Origin of the sequence: Actinomadura sp. NPDC049382, assembly GCF_040677125.1 — a bacterium.
GTDB lineage: Bacteria > Actinomycetota > Actinomycetes > Streptosporangiales > Streptosporangiaceae > Spirillospora > Spirillospora geliboluensis.
Genome location: NZ_JBFARO010000018.1, coordinates 67799 through 87224 on the forward strand (window position 1 = coordinate 67799; position 19426 = coordinate 87224).

20 protein-coding genes are annotated in these 19426 nt (G+C 73.7%); 7 read left to right on the forward strand and 13 right to left on the reverse strand.

All coding sequences use genetic code 11. The features are described from left to right. Positions 1–165 precede the first annotated feature (165 nt). Entirely contained in the window at positions 166–909 is a 744-nt protein-coding gene (locus AB0K34_RS14535; protein ID WP_364548710.1) for an AraC family transcriptional regulator, read from the forward strand. 20 nt (positions 910–929) lie between these two features. On the opposite strand, the gene AB0K34_RS14540 is transcribed toward AB0K34_RS14535, so the two are convergent. The 10 genes from AB0K34_RS14540 to AB0K34_RS14585 form a co-directional block, all read right to left on the reverse strand. Continuing rightward, positions 930–1394: a single-stranded DNA-binding protein gene (locus AB0K34_RS14540; RefSeq protein WP_364548633.1), complete on the reverse strand. Its 465-nt coding sequence runs from the start codon at positions 1392–1394 to the stop codon at positions 930–932. Between the two features lie 84 nt (positions 1395–1478). Then, positions 1479–3191, reverse strand: coding sequence for an ABC transporter (locus AB0K34_RS14545; protein WP_301174673.1), 1713 nt, complete (start codon positions 3189–3191; stop codon positions 1479–1481). Then, entirely contained in the window at positions 3188–5131 is a 1944-nt protein-coding gene (locus AB0K34_RS14550; protein ID WP_364548636.1) for an AAA family ATPase, read from the reverse strand. The genes AB0K34_RS14545 and AB0K34_RS14550 overlap by 4 nt, the downstream gene beginning before the upstream one ends. Beyond that, on the reverse strand, positions 5128–6366 hold the full coding sequence (gene cobA / locus AB0K34_RS14555; RefSeq protein WP_364548638.1) for a uroporphyrinogen-III C-methyltransferase: 1239 nt from the start codon (positions 6364–6366) through the stop codon (positions 5128–5130). The genes AB0K34_RS14550 and cobA overlap by 4 nt, the downstream gene beginning before the upstream one ends. A 185-nt stretch (positions 6367–6551) precedes the next feature. Then, complete coding sequence (cobT, locus tag AB0K34_RS14560) at positions 6552–7652, reverse strand: nicotinate-nucleotide--dimethylbenzimidazole phosphoribosyltransferase (protein WP_364548641.1); 1101 nt, start codon at positions 7650–7652, stop codon at positions 6552–6554. Positions 7653–7668: 16 nt separating this feature from the next. Continuing rightward, positions 7669–8694 (reverse strand): Rv2231c family pyridoxal phosphate-dependent protein CobC, encoded by a 1026-nt coding sequence (gene cobC, locus AB0K34_RS14565; RefSeq protein ID WP_138639318.1) that lies wholly within the window; start codon positions 8692–8694, stop codon positions 7669–7671. Then, positions 8691–9287, reverse strand: coding sequence for a precorrin-8X methylmutase (locus AB0K34_RS14570; RefSeq protein ID WP_364548645.1), 597 nt, complete (start codon positions 9285–9287; stop codon positions 8691–8693). The genes cobC and AB0K34_RS14570 overlap by 4 nt, the downstream gene beginning before the upstream one ends. A gap of 52 nt (positions 9288–9339) precedes the next feature. Beyond that, positions 9340–10638 carry a precorrin-6y C5,15-methyltransferase (decarboxylating) subunit CbiE gene (cbiE, locus tag AB0K34_RS14575; RefSeq protein WP_364548648.1) on the reverse strand — a complete coding sequence of 433 codons (1299 nt, stop codon included), beginning with the start codon at positions 10636–10638 and terminating at the stop codon, positions 9340–9342. A gap of 75 nt (positions 10639–10713) precedes the next feature. Beyond that, on the reverse strand, positions 10714–11220 hold the full coding sequence (locus tag AB0K34_RS14580; RefSeq protein ID WP_364548651.1) for a hypothetical protein: 507 nt from the start codon (positions 11218–11220) through the stop codon (positions 10714–10716). After that, complete coding sequence (locus AB0K34_RS14585; RefSeq protein ID WP_364548654.1) at positions 11217–11852, reverse strand: GNAT family protein; 636 nt, start codon at positions 11850–11852, stop codon at positions 11217–11219. Before AB0K34_RS14585 ends, AB0K34_RS14580 begins: the two co-directional genes overlap by 4 nt. A 60-nt stretch (positions 11853–11912) precedes the next feature. Here AB0K34_RS14585 and AB0K34_RS14590 point away from each other — a divergent pair, with 60 nt between their 5' ends. Further along, positions 11913–12509: a TetR/AcrR family transcriptional regulator gene (locus AB0K34_RS14590; protein ID WP_138639314.1), complete on the forward strand. Its 597-nt coding sequence runs from the start codon at positions 11913–11915 to the stop codon at positions 12507–12509. Positions 12510–12566: 57 nt separating this feature from the next. On the opposite strand, the gene AB0K34_RS14595 is transcribed toward AB0K34_RS14590, so the two are convergent. After that, complete coding sequence (locus tag AB0K34_RS14595) at positions 12567–13127, reverse strand: ATP-binding protein (RefSeq protein WP_364548657.1); 561 nt, start codon at positions 13125–13127, stop codon at positions 12567–12569. Between the two features lie 192 nt (positions 13128–13319). On the opposite strand from AB0K34_RS14595, the gene AB0K34_RS14600 reads away from it, so the two are divergent. From AB0K34_RS14600 to AB0K34_RS14620, 5 genes are all read left to right on the forward strand, one after another. Continuing rightward, on the forward strand, positions 13320–14165 hold the full coding sequence (locus tag AB0K34_RS14600; protein ID WP_138639313.1) for a helix-turn-helix transcriptional regulator: 846 nt from the start codon (positions 13320–13322) through the stop codon (positions 14163–14165). Next, on the forward strand, positions 14162–14362 hold the full coding sequence (locus AB0K34_RS14605) for a DUF397 domain-containing protein (protein WP_138639312.1): 201 nt from the start codon (positions 14162–14164) through the stop codon (positions 14360–14362). The genes AB0K34_RS14600 and AB0K34_RS14605 overlap by 4 nt, the downstream gene beginning before the upstream one ends. A 130-nt stretch (positions 14363–14492) precedes the next feature. Next, the gene (locus AB0K34_RS14610) at positions 14493–15512 is read left to right on the forward strand and encodes an LLM class F420-dependent oxidoreductase (RefSeq protein WP_138639311.1); all 1020 of its coding nucleotides are present in this window, start codon (positions 14493–14495) and stop codon (positions 15510–15512) included. 141 nt (positions 15513–15653) lie between these two features. Next, entirely contained in the window at positions 15654–17336 is a 1683-nt protein-coding gene (locus tag AB0K34_RS14615; protein ID WP_364548662.1) for an acetolactate synthase large subunit, read from the forward strand. Positions 17337–17364: 28 nt separating this feature from the next. Beyond that, positions 17365–18153: an SDR family oxidoreductase gene (locus tag AB0K34_RS14620; protein ID WP_364548664.1), complete on the forward strand. Its 789-nt coding sequence runs from the start codon at positions 17365–17367 to the stop codon at positions 18151–18153. Between the two features lie 3 nt (positions 18154–18156). On the opposite strand, the gene AB0K34_RS14625 is transcribed toward AB0K34_RS14620, so the two are convergent. Continuing rightward, the gene (locus AB0K34_RS14625) at positions 18157–18948 is read right to left on the reverse strand and encodes a methyltransferase domain-containing protein (RefSeq protein WP_138642226.1); all 792 of its coding nucleotides are present in this window, start codon (positions 18946–18948) and stop codon (positions 18157–18159) included. 138 nt (positions 18949–19086) lie between these two features. Continuing rightward, positions 19087–19293, reverse strand: a complete 207-nt coding sequence (locus tag AB0K34_RS14630) for a hypothetical protein (protein WP_364548667.1) — start codon at positions 19291–19293, stop codon at positions 19087–19089. Positions 19294–19426 lie beyond the last annotated feature (133 nt).

Below are 19426 nucleotides of genomic sequence, written 5' to 3' on the forward strand. Positions count from 1 at the left end.
CCGCTCCCCCTCCGCCGCCCACCGCACCACGAACAACCAGCCGCCAACTCGCCCCGGGCGTGTTGCCCTTTGTTCTGCCGCCCTTTGTTCCGGCAAGAGCGCGCCGCCCGGACCGCCAACCGCCACTGACGACCGCCTGCACTCGCTCCGACAGAACTGGGCGGCATCGCCGTCGTCCGCGGCGATGTGCCTTATACGGTCGCCGACGATCCCGCGACCACACCCTCGCTGGAGGTGACCAGCGGCGACTACTGCTCAGCGGCCGAGGGCGCCTCCGGACCGGCTCGGACCTGCGGAACGCCCGTCGACGGAGCCCCCGTGCTGCTCAGCGGGGCCTTCGAGCGTCGCGGGGAGCTCAGCGAACGGCTGCTGGGTGCCCTGCCCGCCGCTCTCGTGGTGCGAGCCGAAGACAGCCCCTTCCCCGCGGTGAAGACGCTCGCCGAGGAGATCGGCAGGGCCCGGCCGGGACAGCAGCTGGTCCTGGACCGGCTGCTGGACCTGATGCTGGTCTCCGCGCTGCGCAGCTGGTTCGACGACCCGGACGCCGACGCCCCGGCCTGGTGCCGGGCGCTCGACGACCCGGTGGCGGGCGCCGCGTTGCGGCTGCTGCACGACGCGCCCGCCCACCCGTGGACGGTGGCCGAGGCGACGGCCAAGGTGGGGGTCTCCCGGGCGGCGCTCGCCCGGCGGTTCACCGCCATGGTCGGCGGACCGCCGATGGCCTACCTCGCGAACTGGCGGATCGCCCTGGCTGCGGACCTCCTCCGCCAGACCGACCTCACGGTGGACGCCATCGCCAGGAAGGTGGGCTACGCCAACGGCTACGCCCTGAGCGTCGCCTTCAAACGCCTGCGCGGCACACGCCCGAGCGCCCACCGAAACGCGGAACCGGCGCGGCGAACCGGCTGACGCCCGGCCAATGGGCGAGGTCAGGCGGCTTTGGGTTCCTCCTCTTCGGCGGGGGCCGTCAGGGCCCACTGGTCGGCGGCTTCGCGGGCCAGTTGGCGGTCTTCGTCGGTCAGGGGGCCGCTGCGCTGGGCGGGGCGGTAGTCGACGGTGCCGCGGTTCAGGTCGGGGCCCAGCGTGAGGGCCTCCACCTCGGCGGAGAAGCGCCACTGGTCGGCGCGTTCGTACTGGCGGATCCGCAGGCGGCCGGTGAGCAGGACGGGTGTGCCGCGCCGCAGTTCGGACGCGTTGACGTTCTCGGCGAGGTTGCGCCAGCAGTTGACGGTCACGAACAGGGAGTCGTCGTCCTGCCACTGGTTGGTCTGGCGGTCGAAGCGGCGGGGCGTGCAGCCGACGCGCAGGGAGAGATAGGGGGTTCCGTTCGCGGTGACGGCATAGTGCGGTTCGGCGGCGACCCAGCCGGTGATGGTGACGTGTGCCTCGTTCACTGCGTCCTCCGTTGTCCTCGGTTACGAGTCAACGGTGGCGCGGCGGCCCCGCGGCGGGCAGGGGCTCGCGGAACTGTGGATAACTCAGCCGAGCGCGACGTCCACGTCCTTGCGGAAGCGGGCGTAGACCTCCAGGTCGTCCTCGATGGGCTCGATGACCTTCTCGAACGCGACGTGCTCGATGCCCTGGCGCATGTGGTGCTCCATCTTCTCGCCGTGTTTGGCGGACGACAGCGCGACCAGGTTGCGGCAGGCGGACGCCGTGAGCCAGCCCATGCCGAGCGTGCACACGACCAGGACCGCCACGTAGGGGATCAGACCCGCCTGGCCGATGAGGCCGGACGGGTCGTCGCCGCCGGCGCCGAGCAGGCCGTAGGCGACGAGGAAGCCGATCCAGACGACGCTGAGGACGGCGACCAGAATCAGGAAGTACTGCCAGGTCTTCACCAGCCACCACCAGCGCGGGACCGTGTTGAAGGTGGGCAGGGCCGCCTTCAGGGACTCGCCGAGCGCCTCGGGGATCTCGGTGGCGTGGGCGCGGGCCGCGGCCCGCACGGACCGCCCCCAGTGGGTGGGGAGCTCGGGGGTCAGGCCCTCGGTGACGCTCTGGAGCGCGTTGTCCACATCGCCCTGCTGGGCACCGACCGGGCCGGTGAAGGCGTTGCGGAGCTCCTCGCGCAGCTCGGTGAGGCGCATCCGGCGCAGCGGGTCGGAGCGCAGCCGGGCGATCATGGCGCTGACGGGCCAGCCGACGAAGTCGGCGGCGCGCAGCTCGTAGGCGCTCTCCATCGCCTCGGCGACGGCGGGCGCGCCGGCGGCGTCGGTGAACGCCTGGATCAGCTCGGTGCGGCGGTTCTCGTCGACGGTCGTGGGCGGCTCGGCGTCGAAGCGGTAGGCGGTGAACCGCTCGGCGACCCGGTCGACGTCGGCGGACAGGCGCTCGGTGCGGGCGCGGCGGGCGGCGACGGTGTCGATGAGGACGTCCCGGAACCCGTGCACGCCGTCGGCGGCGACCGCGGACGTGGTCACGATGCGCGGGTCGGCGAGGCCCTCGGCCTCCAGGAGGCGGCGCAGGTCGGCGACGCAGTCGTCGATCTCGTGCGGGGCGAGCCGGTCGACCTGGTTGAGGACGATCAGCGTGACGCCGGTGTGCCGGGCGAACGGGACGATGTAGTTGCGGTGCAGGGCGGCGTCGGCGTACTTCTGCGGGTCGACGACCCAGACCAGCAGGTCGGCGATGGTGACGAACCGGTCGACCTCGGCGCGGTGCACGGCCTGGATGGAGTCGTGGTCGGGCAGGTCGATCAGCACGAGGCCCTGCAGGCCGGCGTCGGCGCGCTCCAGGTCGAGGGCGCTGGCGCGGGCGTAGCGGTGCCGCTTGTCGACGTCGAGCCAGTCGAGCAGCGGGCCGGCGCCGTCCAGCCCCCAGACGCAGGAGTGGGCCTTGGACGTCATCGGGCGGCGCATCCCGGTGGGCGACAGTTCGAGCCCGCAGATCGCGTTGAACAGGGACGACTTGCCGCTGCCGGTGCCGCCGGCGAGGGTCACGACGGTGTGGTCGCCGGACAGCCGGAGCCGCTGCCCGGCCCGGTCGAGCAGCGCGCCCGTCTCGTCCAGGACGGGCTGGTCGAGCCGCCCGTAGCCGGTCTGGACGAGCCGGTCGAGGGCGTTGAGCCGGTCCACCAGCGCGGGCGGACCGGCGGGGGCGGGCGCGGCGGGGGCCGGCCCGGTCGCGTCGGCGAGCGGGATCCCGCCGGTGCCGGCCGGCGAGTTCGCGGGCAGGGCCGAGGTGGTCATCGGGCGACCTCGAGGTTGTAGGTGGCCTGGTACAGCTGGACGGGGACGGTCTCGTCGGGGATGCCCGCGGAGTCGAGCACCTGCCCGAATCTGATGGCCTCCTCGTCGAACAGCATCCCGATGCGGCTGCGCAGGTCGGCGCGGGCCTTGGCGCCCATGCCGCGCAGCGACTCGGCGCCGAACAGCGCCTTCAGGAGCCGCTGCGGGACGGCGCTGTTGCCGCCCTCGACGGCGACGTCGGACGTGCCGTAGCCGAGCAGGCCGATCATCAGGACGAGCGACACGGCCTCGGTGTCGAACGAGACCAGCTTCGCGACCGAGCGCTTGGTGACGCCCTCGGTGCGGATCAGCTCCTGGACGTGGTCCTGCCAGGAGCTGACGGCCCGGGTGACGCGGCGCGACAGCTCCGGGGAGACGTGCGCGAGGTCGGCGTCGGTCCCGGCGAGGACCTGCCGCCCGGCGGGGTGGTCGCGCCAGCGGGCGAGGACCTGCTCGGCCCCGTGCTCGGCGGACGACATGATCAGAGATTCGAGCCCGCTGCGCAGCGCGGCCTTGAGCGCCCGGACGCGGGCCGGGCTGCGGCGCCCCGCCCGGCGGCCGGCGGACCGGCCGCGCCGGGACCGCTGCACGTGCAGGGCCTTCAGCAGGTCGCCGGTGCCGGCGAAGTCCTGCCAGCGGGCGAGGACCTCGCCGCGCAGCAGGGAGCCGTTGCGGGTGGCCTCGTCGAGTTCGGCGAGGGCGGTGCCGTAGCCGGCCTCGACCTCGCGGGCCAGCTCGGCGCGCTGCTCGACCTGCGCCTCGACCTGCCGGGCGACCTCGGGGACGCGGGTGCGGAGGCTGTCCAGGACGGCGGCGAGGGTGTCGCTGATGACGATCTCGCGGTCCTCGGCGTCCTCGGCGACGCCGGTCAGCCAGGCGCGGATGTCCTCGACGGTCTCCTCGGGGAGCCGGCTGTTCTCGATGCGGGTCTCGGGGATGGTGAAGCGCTGCGCGTCGCCGACCTCGTGCTCGTCCAGCATCTCGCCGAAGTGCTCGACGACCTCGGCGCCGGCGCCGTCGGGGACGCGGGACAGGACGACGCCGATCGTGGCGCCGTTCTCCTTGGCGCGCTGGAGCATCTGCCACACCTGGGCGTCGGCGTACCGGGCGGCGGTGGTGACGCACAGCCACAGGTCGGCGGCGGCCATCAGCTTGGTGGCGAACTCGTAGTGGTCCTCGAAGACGGAGTCGAAGTCGGGGCTGTCGAGGAGGGCGAGGCCGGGCGGCAGGACGTCGCTGCCGATGATGACGAGCTGGTCGCCGGCGATGGCGTCGGGCGCGGGGCCGCGGACGCGTCCCATGCCGGGCAGCATCGGCCCCTCCATGAACCACTCCGTGTGGTCGGGGTGGCAGACGAGGATGGGGCTGCTGGTGGTGGGGCGCAGCACGCCGGTGGCGCTCACGCGGGCGCCGACGAGCGTGTTGACCAGGGTGGACTTGCCGGCGCCGGTCGAGCCGCCGAGGACCACGAGCATCGGCGCGCCGGCGGCCTGGATGCGCGGGAGGACGTAGTCCTCCAGCTGGCCGCGCAGCTCGTCGCGGGCCTCGCGGGCCTCCTCGACGCCGGGGACGTCCAGCAGCAGGTCGAACGCGCCGAGCTGGTCGCGGAGCGCGGTCAGGGCGCGGATCAGCTCGCCCTGGCGGACCGTCCCGCCGCCGGTCCGGGGGGCGGCGCGGCGGCGGCCCTTGCCCTTCGCCCGGGCGGACGGGGCGTCCCGCTCCGGTGCGTCGGCTTCGGGGGCGGCGGGGGTCTGCGAGGTGTCGGGGGTGTCGGGGGCGTCCTTGTCGGGCACGGCGTCCTTCTCGGGCACGGCGTTGTCGGGCGCGGAGTCCTCGATTCCGCGTCCCTGGCCGGCGGCCTCCTCGTCGTGGACCGCGCTTCGCTCTGCCGGGGGTGTCACGGATCCCGTCCCATGTCCGCTCGAATCATGTCGATCTCTCGTGCCACGGCGACCACGTCGCCGACCACCGCGATCGCCGGGGGCCTGATCTCGGCGGCGGCCATCTCGTCGGCCACCGTGCCCAGCGTCGCCGTCAGCGCCCGCTGGCCGGGGAGCGTGCCGTCCTGTACCACGGCCACCGGCGTGTCGGACGATCGACCATAGCGCATGAGGGCCGCTGCGATGAGCGCCATCCGCTCCACCGCCATGAGCAGGACGATCGTGCCCCGCGCGCGCCCCAGCCCGGCCCAGTCGACGGTGGAGTCGGGGTGGCCGGGCGGGACGTGCGCGGAGACGACGTGGAACTCCTGCGACACGCCCCGGTGGGTGACCGGGATGCCCGCGGCGGACGGCACGGCGACCGCGCTGGTGATGCCGGGGACGACCGTGACGGGCACGCCGTGGCGGGCGCAGTACAGGGCCTCCTCGCCGCCGCGCCCGAACACGAACGGGTCGCCGCCCTTGAGCCGGACGACGAAGCGCCCGGCCTTCGCGTGCTCGACCAGGTACTCGTTGATGCGGTCCTGGGTGACGGTGCGGCCGTAGGGGATCTTCGCGGCGTCGATCACCTCGACGTCGGCGGCCAGCTCGTCCAGCAGGCCGCCGGGGGCGAGCCGGTCGGTGACGACGACGTCGGCCATGGCGAGCAGCTGCCGCCCCCGCACGGTGATCAGGCCGGGGTCGCCGGGGCCGCCGCCGACGAGCGCGACGCCGGCGGGCTTGCGCCGGGAGTGCCGGGATTCGAGGGCGCCGTCGCGGAGCCCCTCCACCACGGCGTCGCGGATGCCCGCGGCGCGGCGCGGGTCGCCGCCGAGCAGCACGCCCACGGTCGCGTCGCCCGCGTGCCCGCTGGCGGGCGTCCAGGCCGGGGACGACTCGGCGTCGTCGGCCCGCACCGCCCAGATCCGCTTGGCGTCGGCCTCCGCGACCACGTCGCCGTTGACCGCGGCGTCGTCGGTGACGGCCTGCACCAGCCAGGCGCCGGCGCAGTCGCCGCGCTTGTAGGGCCGCTGGTGCCAGGTGATCCGGCCGCGTTCGGCGAGCCCCTCCAGGGTGGCGGTGACGTGCGGCGAGACGAGGACGACCTCGGCGCCCGCGTCCAGCAGCGCGGGCACGCGGCGCTGGGCGACCCGGCCCCCGCCGACGACGAGGACGCGTCGCCCGCCGAGTCGCAGGCCTAGCAGGTACGGGGGCACGTAATGGTTCTCTCGGTCGGGTGCGGTGGGCGGCTGACGTGCGGTTCGTTGGACGTGCGCGGCGCTTGCGGACGACGGTGACCGGCAAGTTCCTTTGTTGAATAAAGGTACTCGGGATATGGAGTCCATGCAGAGGGGCTCCGCTCAGTCGATAGCCGAGCGTGACTCAACCGTTGATCACTCCGCTACGGCCGTCCTGAGGCGTCGTCCCCGGCCGCGCCGGGCTTCTCGCTGACCCCGGCGGAGTCGAACGTGGCCACGTCGTGCAGGACCCGCACCGCGCCCTGGACCAGCGGCAACGCCAGCAGGGCGCCGGTCCCCTCGCCGAGCCGCAGCTCCAGGTCGACGAGGGGCCGCAGGCCGAGGGCGGCGACGGCGGCGGCGTGGCCGGGCTCGGCCGAGCGGTGCCCGGCGACGCACCCGGCGAGGGCGTCCGGGCGGAGCGCGGCGGCGGCCAGCGCGGCGGCGCCCGCGATCACCCCGTCGAGGACGACCGGGACGCGCAGCGCGGCCGCGCCGAGGACGAATCCGGCGAGCGCGGCGTGCTCCAGCCCGCCGACGGCGGCGAGGACGTCCAGCGGCGCCGTGCCGTGGCCGGGGGCGAGGCCGTGCCGGTCCAGGGCGGCGCGGACGACCGCGACCTTGTGCGCGTGGGTGGCGTCGTCGATGCCGGTGCCGCGGCCGGTGACGTCCTCCGGCGGGAGGCCGGTGAACGCGGCGATCAGCGCGGCGGACGCGGTGGTGTTGGCGATCCCCATGTCCCCGGTGAGCAGGCACCGGGCGCCCTCGGCGACGAGCGCGCGGGCCACGCCGATGCCGGTCTCGACGGCGCGGCGGGTCTGCTCGGCGGTCATCGCGGGCCCGGCCGTCATGTCGGCGGTTCCCGGCGCGATCTTGCGGCGGAGCAGGCCGGGGGCGGCGTCGAGCTCGGCGGCGACGCCGACGTCGACCACGGTGACGCGGGCGCCGACCTGGGCGGCGAACGCGTTGACCACGGCGCCGCCGGCCAGGAAGTTGGCCACCATCTGCGCGGTGACCTCTTGCGGCCACGGGGTGACGCCCTGCGCGTGCACGCCGTGGTCGGCGGCGAACACCGCGACGGCGGCGGGTTCGGGCAGCGGCGGCGGGCACTGCCCGGCCAGCCCGGCGAGCCTGACCGACACCTCCTCCAGGACGCCGAGGGACCCGGGCGGCTTGGTGAGCCGCGCCTGGTGGTCGCGGGCGTCCCGGACGGCCGCCTCGTCCAGCGGGGCGATGGCGGCGATGGTCTCGTCGATCAGGTTCACAGCGTCCTCTCTGCGGTCAGATGCCGAGCTCGCCCAGTACGTCGAGCAGCCTGTCGTTGGACGGACGGTCGCGAACGGCGATGCGCAGCCAGTCCGAGCCGAGCCCTGGGAAGGTGTCGCCGCGCCTGACGGCGTAGCCGCGCTGCCGTAGGAGCGCCCTGATGCCGAGGGCGTCGGGCACGCACAGGCACAGGAACGACGCACGCGCTTCTGGGACGACGTACAGGCCGCGTCCGGTCAGCTCTGCGGCCAGCCGGTCGCGTTCTTCGCCGAGCTGGACGGCCCATGCCTCGGCCTCGGCTACGGCTTCCGGCGAGGAGCAGGCTTCGACGGCTACGAGCGCAGGGGTGGACACGGCCCAGAGTGGCTGTGCTTCTGCGAGCCGCCCCACCAAATGGGGGTCGGCCAAGACGTAGCCTGCGCGGAGCCCGGCGAGCCCCCATGTCTTGGTCAGGGACCGGATGACCACGACGCCGGTGGGGAGCCTGCTTGCGAGGGACTCCGGTTCGCCTGGGACGACGTCCATGAACGCCTCGTCGACGACGACCGTCCGGCCGGGCCTGGCGAGGGCGGCGACGGTGTCCGCCGGATGCAGGACCGACGTGGGGTTGGTCGGGTTGCCGACCACCACGAGGTCGGCGTCCTCTGGGACGAGCCCGGGGTCGAGGGTGAAGTCCTTGCTCAGGATCACCCGCTCCACCTCGTGCCCGGCGGCCCGCAGCGCGGCCTCGGGCTCGGTGAACTGCGGGTGCACCACCACCGCCCGGCGCGGCGCGAGGACGCGCGCGAGCAGCACGAACGCCTCCGCGGCCCCGGCGGTGAGCAGCACCTCCTCGACGGACCTGCCGTGCCGCCGCGCGACCGCCCGGCGGGCCGGGCGCGGGTCGGGGTAGGCGGCGAGGTCCGCGACGGACGCCCGGATGCGCTCGGCCAGCCACGCGGGGGGCATGCCCGTGCGGACGTTGACGGCGAAGTCGGCGAGCCCGCCGCCGACCTCCGCGTCGCCGTGGTGGCGCAGATCGACCTCGTACGCGGCGCTCATGCGCGGGCCGCCTCGTGGTAGAGCAGGGCGTTGACGGCGGCCGCGGCGACCGCGGAGCCGCCCTTCTCCGAGACGTTGCTGAGCTGCGGCAGCCCGCTGGCGCGCAGCGCATCCTTGGCCTCGCAGGCGCCGACGAAGCCCACCGGCATGCCGATGACCAGCGCCGGTTCGACCCGGCGGGCGATGATCTCGAAGATCGCCTCGGGGGCGGAGCCGACCACCCAGACCGCGCCCGGCCCGACCTCGGAGTAGGACAGCCGGACGGCCGCGGCCGAGCGCGGGATGCCGGCGGCGCGCGCCATCCGGGCGGCGGCCGGGTCGGCGGCGTGGCAGAGCGTCTCGCGCGCGGTGATCCCGGCGGCGACCATGCCCTCGTCGGTGACGATCGGCGCCCCGCCGCGCAGCGCGGCCCATCCCCGGGCGAGGTGCTCCTCGCTGGTCAGCAGGTCCACCGCGTACTCCAGGTCGGCGGTGGCGTGGATCACCCGCTCGGCGACGGCGCGCCACAGCGGCGGCATCGGCGACAGGTCGACGCGGGACCGCAGGATCTCGTACGACCGGACCTCGATCGGGTGGGGCTGACGGACGGTCAACTGCGCTCCTCCAGTGCTCCGGATGCCTGCTTCCGGACGGGGTACCAGGGTTTCACGCCGCGCCGGGCGGTATGTCCGGCTCGTCGGGCGGCGCGGGGATCGTCTCGATGGGACGGTCCGTCCGGGGCGCCCGCCGCGCCGGGGCCGGGACGTCCCGCTCCCCCCAGACGACGGCCACCGGATCTCCCGGCCGCTCCGGTGGGGTCAGCCGGGCCGCCTGGAGCTGGACGGCGCCGGAGGTGAAGCCGCACTCATCCAGGATGTCCAGTATGACCTGAACGTCGCCGAGCGCGGGAACGGCGACGACACGGGACGGGCTCAGCTCGGCGCACGCCCGGACGGCCTCCGCCCCGCCCTGCCCTGAGAACACCCCAGGCCCGAGGAACACTGCGTCGGGCTGCGGCAGATGGCCGGCGGCGGACCGGACGTCCCCGGACGCCATCGCCACCTTGACCCCGTGCAGGCGCACGTTCCGCCGGACGCGCTCACACGCCGCGTAGTCGCGGTCCATGGCGACCACGGCGGCGCCGAAGCGCGCGCACTCGATGCCCACAGAGCCGTCGCCCGACTCCACGTCCCACACCATGTCGCCTAGGCCCGGACCGAGCTTCGCCAGCACGAACGCCCGGATCTCCGGGCTCAGGCCGAATGCATCGCCGGACCCGTCGCCGAACGCGTCCGCGGGCAGCGCCCACCCGGCGGGCGTACGCGGAGGCCCCGAAACCCAGCCCGTTTCCCCCAGGGCGTACCGGTTGTCCAGGACGAGCACCACATCAGGGCTGTTCCATGGACGGGTGGTGGCCTCCGCAGGACGGACGTACACGACCCGTTCCCCAGGCCCGCCCAGGTCCTCGCAGACCACGAACGAACGCGGCGTCACCGGGAACAGCGCGCGCGCCAGTTCCGCGGGCCCTGCACCAGGCCCGGTCAGCACGGCCACCTTCGGATGGGCACGGCACGCGTTCACCGCCTGCCTGAGGTGCCCGCCCCTGGCGGAGACGACAACAGCGTCTTCCCAGGGCAGCCCCGCCTGGGCGAAAGCCCGCGCCACCAGCGGCGTCGCAGGGATGGCTTCAGGCGCATACCCCTGTTCGAGGAGTTCGCGGACGATGCCGAAGTAGCCCGGATCCCCGTCCACGACGAGCACGACGTCCTGATCGGCGGCATCGGCCTCTTCCAAGACCTCCCGCAGGGCCCCGGCCACGTCGTCGGCGGCGACCTTGCGGACGTCCGGCGGCAACGGCAAGCCGTCCAGCAGGCGTGCCTCGCCCACGACCAGTGCAGCACTCTCCAAAGCCGCCACGGCCGCGCCGGAAAGCGGCGAACCATCGCGGCCGACGACCGTAAGCATCGCCCTGCCCTGCCAATCGCCTACCGAGCCGGTCCCGAACGGAACCGGTCCCCAACGAACCGATCTAGCGGGCGCTCACCGGGCCATCCGCCCGTACATGCCGACCATGCGCTCGCCCGCCGCGTCCACCAGGACGACCTGCGCCGCGACCGGCGCGGCGGACTCGGACTGCGCGCCGGCCGCCTCGGCGGCGACGCGCTCCAGCTCGCCGGCCGTCCGGCGGCACAGCTCCCGGCCGCACGGCCCGAGCTTGCCCGCCGCCTCCCACAGCGCGTACACATCGCGCGGCGTCGCCGCCCGCGACACCTCCCCGGCCAGCGCGACCCCGCAGTCCATGTCGAGCGTGACCGACTCCAGCAGGCCCGTCATGCCGCCCAGCACGGCGATCTGCTCGCCCAGGCCCGCGACCAGGACGACCTGCGCGAGCCCGTCCTCGACCGCCGCGCCGACCGCGTCGCGGACCGCCTCCGCTCCCGCGCCGACCGGGACGAAGCGCTCCTCCGGCAGCGTCGGCAGCATCCGATGGGCCGCCTCGCGCGCGCCCTCCCCGTACATCACGAGCGTCCGATCCGTCGCGGTCACTGGTGCCGTCCCTCCTCGTCGTCGGCGCCGAGCCTCGCGGAGGCGCCGCCCGGATGCGGCCGCGGCGCGCCGGGAGGCGGCGGATCGGTCGCGATCCGGCTGAACACGATCATGTCGCGGTTGACGCCGTCCGCGTCGCGCTCGGCGCCGCGCGCGACGCCCTCGCGCAGGAAGCCGGCCTTCTCCGCGACGCGGATCGAGGCGTGGTTGGTGACCATCGCCCGCAGCTCCACGCGGAACAGCCCGCAGTCGTGCAGTGCCCAGTCGGTGATCAGGCCGAGCGCCTCGGTCGCGTAGCCGCGCCCGCGCGCGCCCGGCCGCATCCCGTAGCCGACCTCGCACGTCAGTTGTGCCCACTCCACCTTGAACAGCCCGATCGTGCCGATAAGGTCACCGGTGCACCGCTCTGTCACCGCGAGATGGATTCCCAGGCCCAGATGCTGAATGTTGTGGACGCCCGTCTGGAGGAACCAGGCGATGGGCTCGGCCTCCAGGGCGGTCGGGAAGTTGGGCGGCAGGAAGTCCTCCCCGGCGCGGATCACCTCGATCAGCACCGCGGCGTCGTCCAGGCCGAACGGGCGGAGGACGAGCCGCTCGCCGGCGAGGCGCACGGTCTCCTCGAAGCCGTTCACGCGCGCTCCCCTCACGCCGCCCGCACGGCGCAGGCCGCCCGCACAGAATAGGCTGCCACGGTGAGCTACCAGCGCCTGTCCCCGGACGAACGGCGTGCCCAGATCCTGGCCGTCGCTCGGCGGATGTTCACCGAGCTGCCCTACGCCGAGGTGTCCACGGCCGCGATCGCCCGGGAGACCGGCGTGCAGCGCGGCCTGATCCACTACTACTTCGGGACGAAGCGCGAGCTGTTCCTGAAAGTCGTTCAGGGGCTGACGGCGTCCGCCGCGATGCAGGCGCCGCCGCCGGACGACCGGCTGACGCTGCCCGAGTCCGTCGAGCTGCTGGTGAACCTGTTCCTCGACACCGCCGAGCGGAACGCGACGACCTGGTTCGCGGCGCTGGACGCCGAGGGCTTCGGCCAGGACCCCGAGCTCCTGCGGATCGTCAACCGGTTCAAGGACGAGGCGGTCAAGCACATGCTCGCCGTGCTGCGGGTGCCGGAGCCGACGGAGACGCTGCGGGCCGTCCTGCGGGTCTACTCGGGGCTGGTGGACGCGGCGACGCGGCAGTGGCTGCAGGAGAAGACGCTCGACCGCGAGCAGGTGCACACGCTGCTCTCCCGGTCGCTGCTGGCGCTGGTCAGCGATATCGGGCCCGCCCTGGAGAAGGACTGACCCCGGGCCCGCTCAGCACGGGCCCGGGACGAGCCTCAGCACGCGCCCGGGACGCGCTCAGGACGAGAAGGCCGCACCCGGGACGGCGAACCAGACGGCCTTGCCGCGCACGGACGGCCCCAGCCGCGAGAGCGTGCGCCGCAGCCCCCAGCGCCCGCCGGACAGCTCCCGGACGATGCTGAGCCCGCGCCCGCAGTCGCCGGACGTCCACGAGTAGCCGGGCAGGGCGGCGTCGGCGAAGGCGTCGAAGACCGCGCAGCGGATCTCCCGCGCCCGGCCGCCGCCCTGGTAGAGCCACAGCTCGTGGGGCCCGTGCCCGCCGGCGTGCTGGTAGGCGTTGGTCGCCAGCTCGCTGACCATGAGCAGCGCGTCGGCGACGGCGTCCGGCGGCACGCCGAGCGAGGCGAGCGCGTCGCGCAGCACGCGGCGGGCGTGGCCGGCGCAGCCGGGGCCGCCCGGCAGCGCCCACACCCAGCCGGGCATGCCGTCGCCGGAGGCGTCGTCGCCGTCCCGCGCGGTGTCGCCGTCCCGCGCGGTGCAGGGCAGGCTCTCCGTGTCGGTGATGGTCGATGGATCGGTCATGACGTCCGCCGTCGGATCGGCCGGCGTGCTCTTCACGGGTCCTCCCGTGGTCAAGGTGCCCGGGCACACGACCGCCCACCGTCACTGTCGGTCCTCAGGCGGTCACGGATCCAAGACTCTCGTGAGATTCTCACGATCGCAAGCCTCTTCCCGGAATTGCCCCGCACGGAGCGCGGGGTTGGCCAATCGCGTTGTGACGGGCGGCGAGAGTCGCAAGACTCCACTGCCATGACTTACCGCCCCACCGTCCGTGGCCGCCGCCTCGCGCGGGAGCTCCGCAAGCTGCGCGAGGAGCAGGGCCTGACCCTGCAGGAGGTGGCGGACCGGCTGGACTGGTCGCGCGCCACCGTCTCCCGCCTCGAGACCAGCCAGACCCGCCCGAAGCCCGGCGACATCGCCGACATCCTCGACCTCTACGGGGTCCCGAGCCCGGACCGCGACGCGCTCATCACCCTCGCCCGGCAGGCGGGCCAGCGCGGCTGGTGGACCGCCTACCAGGACGTCTTCGCCGGCAGCTACGTCGCGCTGGAGGACGAGGCGTCCCACATCCGCACCTGGGACCCGCAACTCGTGCACGGGCTGCTGCAGACCGAGCCGTACTCCCGCGCCGTGATCACGGCGGGCCGGCTGCTGCCCGCCCAGGAGGACATCGAGCGCCGCATCGCCGCCCGCAAGATCAGGCAGGCGCTGCTGGACCGCGCCGACGCGCCGCGCCTCCAGGTCATCTTCGACGAGGCGGTGCTGCACCGCCCGATCGGCGGCGTGGAGGTGATGCGAGCGCAGCTGGAGTCGCTCGCCACCATCGGGCAGACCCACCCAACCGTGACGATTCAGGTACTTCCGTATAAATCAGCGGCACATGCGGGCCTAGACGGACGTTTCACCATATTGTCGTATCCAGACCCCGCAGACCCCGATATCGCCTACGTCGAGGGCACTATGGGTGACGTTTACCTTGAGAGCGCCGAGGAAATAGCGAAGCATAGGGACCGCTTCGATCGCATCGAGGCGGACGCCCTGTCCCCCGAGGATTCCGCGCACCTCATAGCCGAGGCAGCAAGGAGCAGCCCGTGACCAACCTGCAGCGCGAACTCACCGGCGCCGTCTGGCGCAAGTCGTCCCGCAGCGGTAGCGGTGACCAGTGCGTCGAGGTGGCGCCACTGACCCGCACCCTCCGCGCGGTGCGCGACTCCAAGGATCCCGCCGGACCGGCCCTGGTGCTGACGCCGGCCGCCTGGCGGGGCCTGCTGGACGCGATCAAGGAGAGCTAGCGACCGGCCGGGGGCCGTGGCGGGCGACGCGCCCGCCGCGGCCCCCGGGCGCGTCCGCCCACCGGGTCCCCCTTCCGAGAAACTAGAACGTGTTCTAGTATCGCGGTGCGTCGACAACCGGAGGGTGAACGTGACCGCGGAACTCAAGCTCGGCATCAACGTCGGCTACTGGCAGGGCGAACCCGACGACCAGACCGAGACGGTGCTGGCCGCCGAGCGCTGCGGCTACGACTCGGTGTTCACCGCCGAGGCGTACGGCTCCGACGCGTTCACCCCGCTGGCCTGGTACGCCGCCCGCACCTCCCGGATCAAGCTCGGCACCGCCGTCGTGCAGATGTCGGCGCGCACCCCGGCGGCCACCGCGATGCACGCGCTCACCCTGGACGCGCTGTCCGGCGGACGGGTGATCCTCGGCCTCGGCGCGTCCGGGCCGCAGGTCGTCGAGGGCTGGTACGGGCAGCCGTTCCCGAAGCCGCTCGCCCGCACCCGCGAGTACCTCGACATCGTCCGGCAGATCTGGCGCCGCGAAGGGCCAGTGACCAGCGAGGGCCCGCACTACCCGCTGCCCTACCCCGGCGGCGCCGGGCTCGGCAAGCCGCTGAAGTCGATCGTGCACCCCGTCCGCTCGGAGATCCCCGTCTACCTGGGCGCCGAGGGGCCGAAGAACGTCGCGCTGTCCACCGAGGTCGCGCAGGGCTGGCTGCCGCTGTTCGTCGACCCGCAGCAGATCGACTCCGTCTTCGGCGCGTCGCTCGCGAACCGCCCGGACGGCTTCGAGATCGCCGCGACCGTCACCACGATCGTCACCGACGACCTCGCCTCGGCGCTGGAGTTCGCCAAGATGCCGCTCGCGTTCTACATCGGCGGGATGGGCGCCAAGGACCGCAACTTCCACCTCGACCTGATCGGCCGGCTCGGCTTCGCGGAGCAGGCCCAGCGCGTCCAGGAGCTGTTCCTGGCCGGCCGCCGCGACGAGGCGTTCAAGGCCGTGCCGGACGAGCTGGCCGACGCCATCTCCCTGCTCGGCCCGCTCGGCCGGATCAAGGAGCGGCTCCAGCTCTGGCGCGACAGCCCGGTCAGCACCGTGCTGATCGCCGGGGTGCGGGACGAGCCGACCCTGCGCGCCATCAAGGACCTGGCCGACTCCTGACGGCGCCGCCGCCCGCCGGCGGCGGTTCTCGACGAGATCAACTGCACATCACCGCGCGGAATCGAGGCATGTCTCCGGGTGCTGCACCGAAGGCACCCAGAGACACGCACCACGATTCGCGGACTGGAGATGGGACACACGATGTCCACGCAGGAGACCGCCGCCCGGCTGCTCGTCAGGACCCTTGAGGCGGAGGGGGTCGAGTACGTCTTCGGCATTCCCGGCGAGGAGAACATCCACTTCGTCGACGCGCTGAACGACTCGTCGATCCGCTACATCCTCGTCCGGCACGAGCAGGGCGCCGCGTTCATGGCGGAGATCTACGGCCGGCTCACCGGCCGCGCCGGGGTGGCGTCCGCGACCCTCGGGCCCGGCGCGATCAACCTGCAGCTCGGCGTCGCGGACGCCACCACCAACAGCACGCCCGTCGTGGCGATCTCCGCGCAGGTCGGGCTGGACCGCATCTACAAGGAGTCGCACCAGATCATCGACCTGGTGTCGCTGTTCCGGCCGATCACCAAGTGGGCGGAGCTGGCGCCGCGCGCCGAGGCGCTGCCGGAGATGGTGCGCAAGGCGTTCAAGACCGCGCAGACCGAGCGGCCCGGCGCCGTCTACCTCGCCATCCCCGAGGACGTCGAGGCGGCGGAGGTGGACCCGGGCCTCGCGCCGCTGCCGGTGAACACCGTCCGGGCGCAGGAGCCGTCGCCGTCCCAGATCGCCCGCGCCGCCGACGTGCTCGCGCTCGCCCGGCGGCCGATCGTCCTCGCCGGGCACGGCGCCACCCGCGCCGGCGCGAGCGCCGCGCTGGTCCACTTCTCCGAGCACCTCGGCCTGCCGGTCGCGACCACGTTCAACGGCAAGGGCGTCTTCCCCGACGACCACCGCAACGCCCTCGGCGCCGTCGGCTTCATGCGGCGCGACTACGTCAGCTTCGGCTTCGACGAGGCGGACGTGCTGATCGCCGTCGGCTACGAGCTCCAGGAGTTCGACCCCGTCAAGGTCAACCCCACCGCCGACAAGAAGATCATCCACATCCACCAGTTCCCCGCCGAGGTCGACGAGCACTACCCGGTCGAGGTCGGCATCCAGGGCGACATCTCCCGGTCGCTGTACGCGCTCGCCGACGCGGTGCACCGCCGCTTCGACGACACCGGGGCGGACCGCGCCCACCGCCGTCCGCCGACGAGCCGCCGGATCCGCGAGCTGCTCCGCGAGGAGCTCGCCGAGGGCGCCGCCGAGGACGGCCACCCGCTGTCGCCGCGCCGCGTCGTCGCCGACATCCGCGCCGCCATGGGCCGCGAGGACATCGTCCTCGCCGACACCGGCGCGGTGAAGATGTGGATGGCCCGCATGTACCCGACCTACGAGCCGAACACGCTGCTGGTCTCCAACGGCCTGTCGTCGATGGGCTTCGCCGTGCCGGGCGCGATCGCCGCCAAGCTCGCCCGCCCCGACCGCCGCGTGCTCGCCGCGACCGGCGACGGCGCGTTCCTGATGAACTCGCAGGAGCTGGAGACCGCCGTCCGCGAGAACATCCCGATCACCGTGCTGATCTGGGACGACTCCGCCTACGGCCTGATCGGCTGGAAGATGGACCTCGAACTCGGCCGCAGCTCCCACGTCGCGTTCGGCAACCCCGACTTCGTGAAGTACGCGGAGAGCTTCGGCGCCCACGGGTACCGCGTGGAGTCCGCCGGCGAGCTGCTGCCCACCCTCCGCAAGGCGCTGGCCGAGGACGCCGTCTCCGTCGTCACCGTCCCCGTCGACTACTCCCACAACCTGGAGCTGACCGACAAGCTGGGCGACCTCACCGACCCCTTCTGACCGCCCGGCCCCCGCCTACCCTGGGGGCATGACGATCATGGAACCGCTCGCCGGGCGGGTGGCGGTGGTGACCGGCGTGAGCCGGCGGGCGGGGATCGGGTTCGCGATCGCCCGGGAGCTGCTCGCCGCGGGCGCGAGCGTGCTGGCGCAGTCGTGGACGCCGCACGACGAGGAGCAGCCGTGGGGCGCCGAGCCCGTCGAGGACGTCCTGGCGGCGCTCGGCGGGACCGGCCCCCGCCTCGCCCATGTCGCCGCGGACTTCGCCGAGCCGGACGCGCCCGGGCGGGTCGTCCGGGAGGCGGTGGAGCGGTTCGGCGCGGTGGACGCCGTCGTCGCCAACCACGCCCGCAGCGCCCTCGGGACGCTCGGCGAGGTGACGGCGGCGGAGCTGGACCTGTGCTGGGCGGTGAACGCACGGGCGAGCGTCCTGCTCGCCCAGGCGTTCGCCGCCGCGCACGACGACGCGCGCCCGGGCGGGCGGATCGTGCTGTTCACCTCGGGCCAGCACCTCGGGCCGATGGTGCGGGAGATCCCCTACGCGGTCAGCAAGGGCGCGATCCAGCAGATGACGCTGACGCTCGCCGACGCGCTGGCCGACCGGAAGATCACCGTGAACGCCGTCAATCCGGGCCCGGTGGACACCGGCTGGGCGGACGAGGAGCTGACCGAGCGGGTCGGGCGGGCCCTGCCGTTCGGGCGCTGGGGCGCGCCGGACGACGTGGCCCGGCTCGTGCGGTGGCTGGTGTCGGACGAAGGCCACTGGATCACCGGCCAGGTCGTCAACTCCGAGGGCGGGTTCCGGCGCTGGGCGATGTGAGGGTCAGGCGCGGCAGATCACCTCGCCGTGGGTGACGGCGAACCAGCCGTCCTCGGCGGCGGCCCAGGACTTCCAGCCCGCGTAGACGCGGTCCAGCTCGTCGCGGGTCGCGTGGCCGCCGGCCACGGCGTGGTCGGCCACCGAGGACCGGACCATGCGGCCGCCCCAGGACTCGCTCCACCATTCGCGCTCCGCGGGCGTGGCGTAGCACCAGGACGAGGCGGACGCGGTGACGTCGGTGAAGCCGGCGGCGCGGGCCCAGGAGACCAGGCGCCGGCCCGCGTCGGGCTCGCCGCCGTTACCCCGCGCCACCTTGTAGTAGATGGGCAGCCAGGCGTCCATGCCGGGCGGCTCCGGATACCAGACCATGGCGCCGAAGTCGGCGTCGCGCGCGGCGACGACGCCGCCGGGCCGCGTGACGCGGCGCATCTCCCGCAGTGCCTGGACGGGGTCGGCGACGTGCTGGAGCACCTGGTGCGCGTGGACGACGTCGAAGGTGCCGTCGGGGTAGTCCAGCGCGTGGACGTCGGCCACCGCGAACTCGACGTTGGCCAGGGCGGCGGTGCTCTTGCGCGCCTCGTCCAGCACGGACTCGGCGGCGTCGGCGGCGACGACGCGGCCGGGGGCGACGCGTTCGGCCAGGCCGGCGGTGATCGTGCCGGGGCCGCAGCCGACGTCCAGGACCGACAGGCCGGGGCGCAGGTGCTCGATCAGGTGGGCGGCGGAGTTCTCGACCGTGCGCCACTGGTGGGAGCTCAGGACGCTCTCGTGGTGGCCGTGGGTGTAGGCCGGCATCGGGATCACCTCTCTGTCCTCGGTGCCCCCACCGTACGCCCGCTTCTCATAGTTTGAGAATCATGTATCAATATATGAGACAGCAGGGCCGGGAAAAGGGGATCGGGGCGATGCCCGATCCCCTTCCGGGTGGCTTTGTCAGGCCGCCACGGCGACGCGGCGGGCCGGCGCGGGCTGCGGACGCAGGGGCAGGGCCTCGACCGCGGCCAGCGACGGCTCGGGGTCGGTGTAGGCGTTCAGCGTCGCATGAGAGAGCTCGGTGAGCCACGGCTCGACGACGGTCCGCTCGGCGGGCCCGTCCAGCCGCGGGTGGGAGAGATGGAACGTGCCGGTCGCTGCGCTCACTGCCAACACCCCTTCCTTGACCCGGTGGCGCCCGCGCCTCTGCGGGTGCCACCGTCAGTCACATACCCCTAGGTACGTGGTTACAAGCCACTCGGTTCGACGCCTGTTCCCAGGTGTCTCCCAAATCACAAGG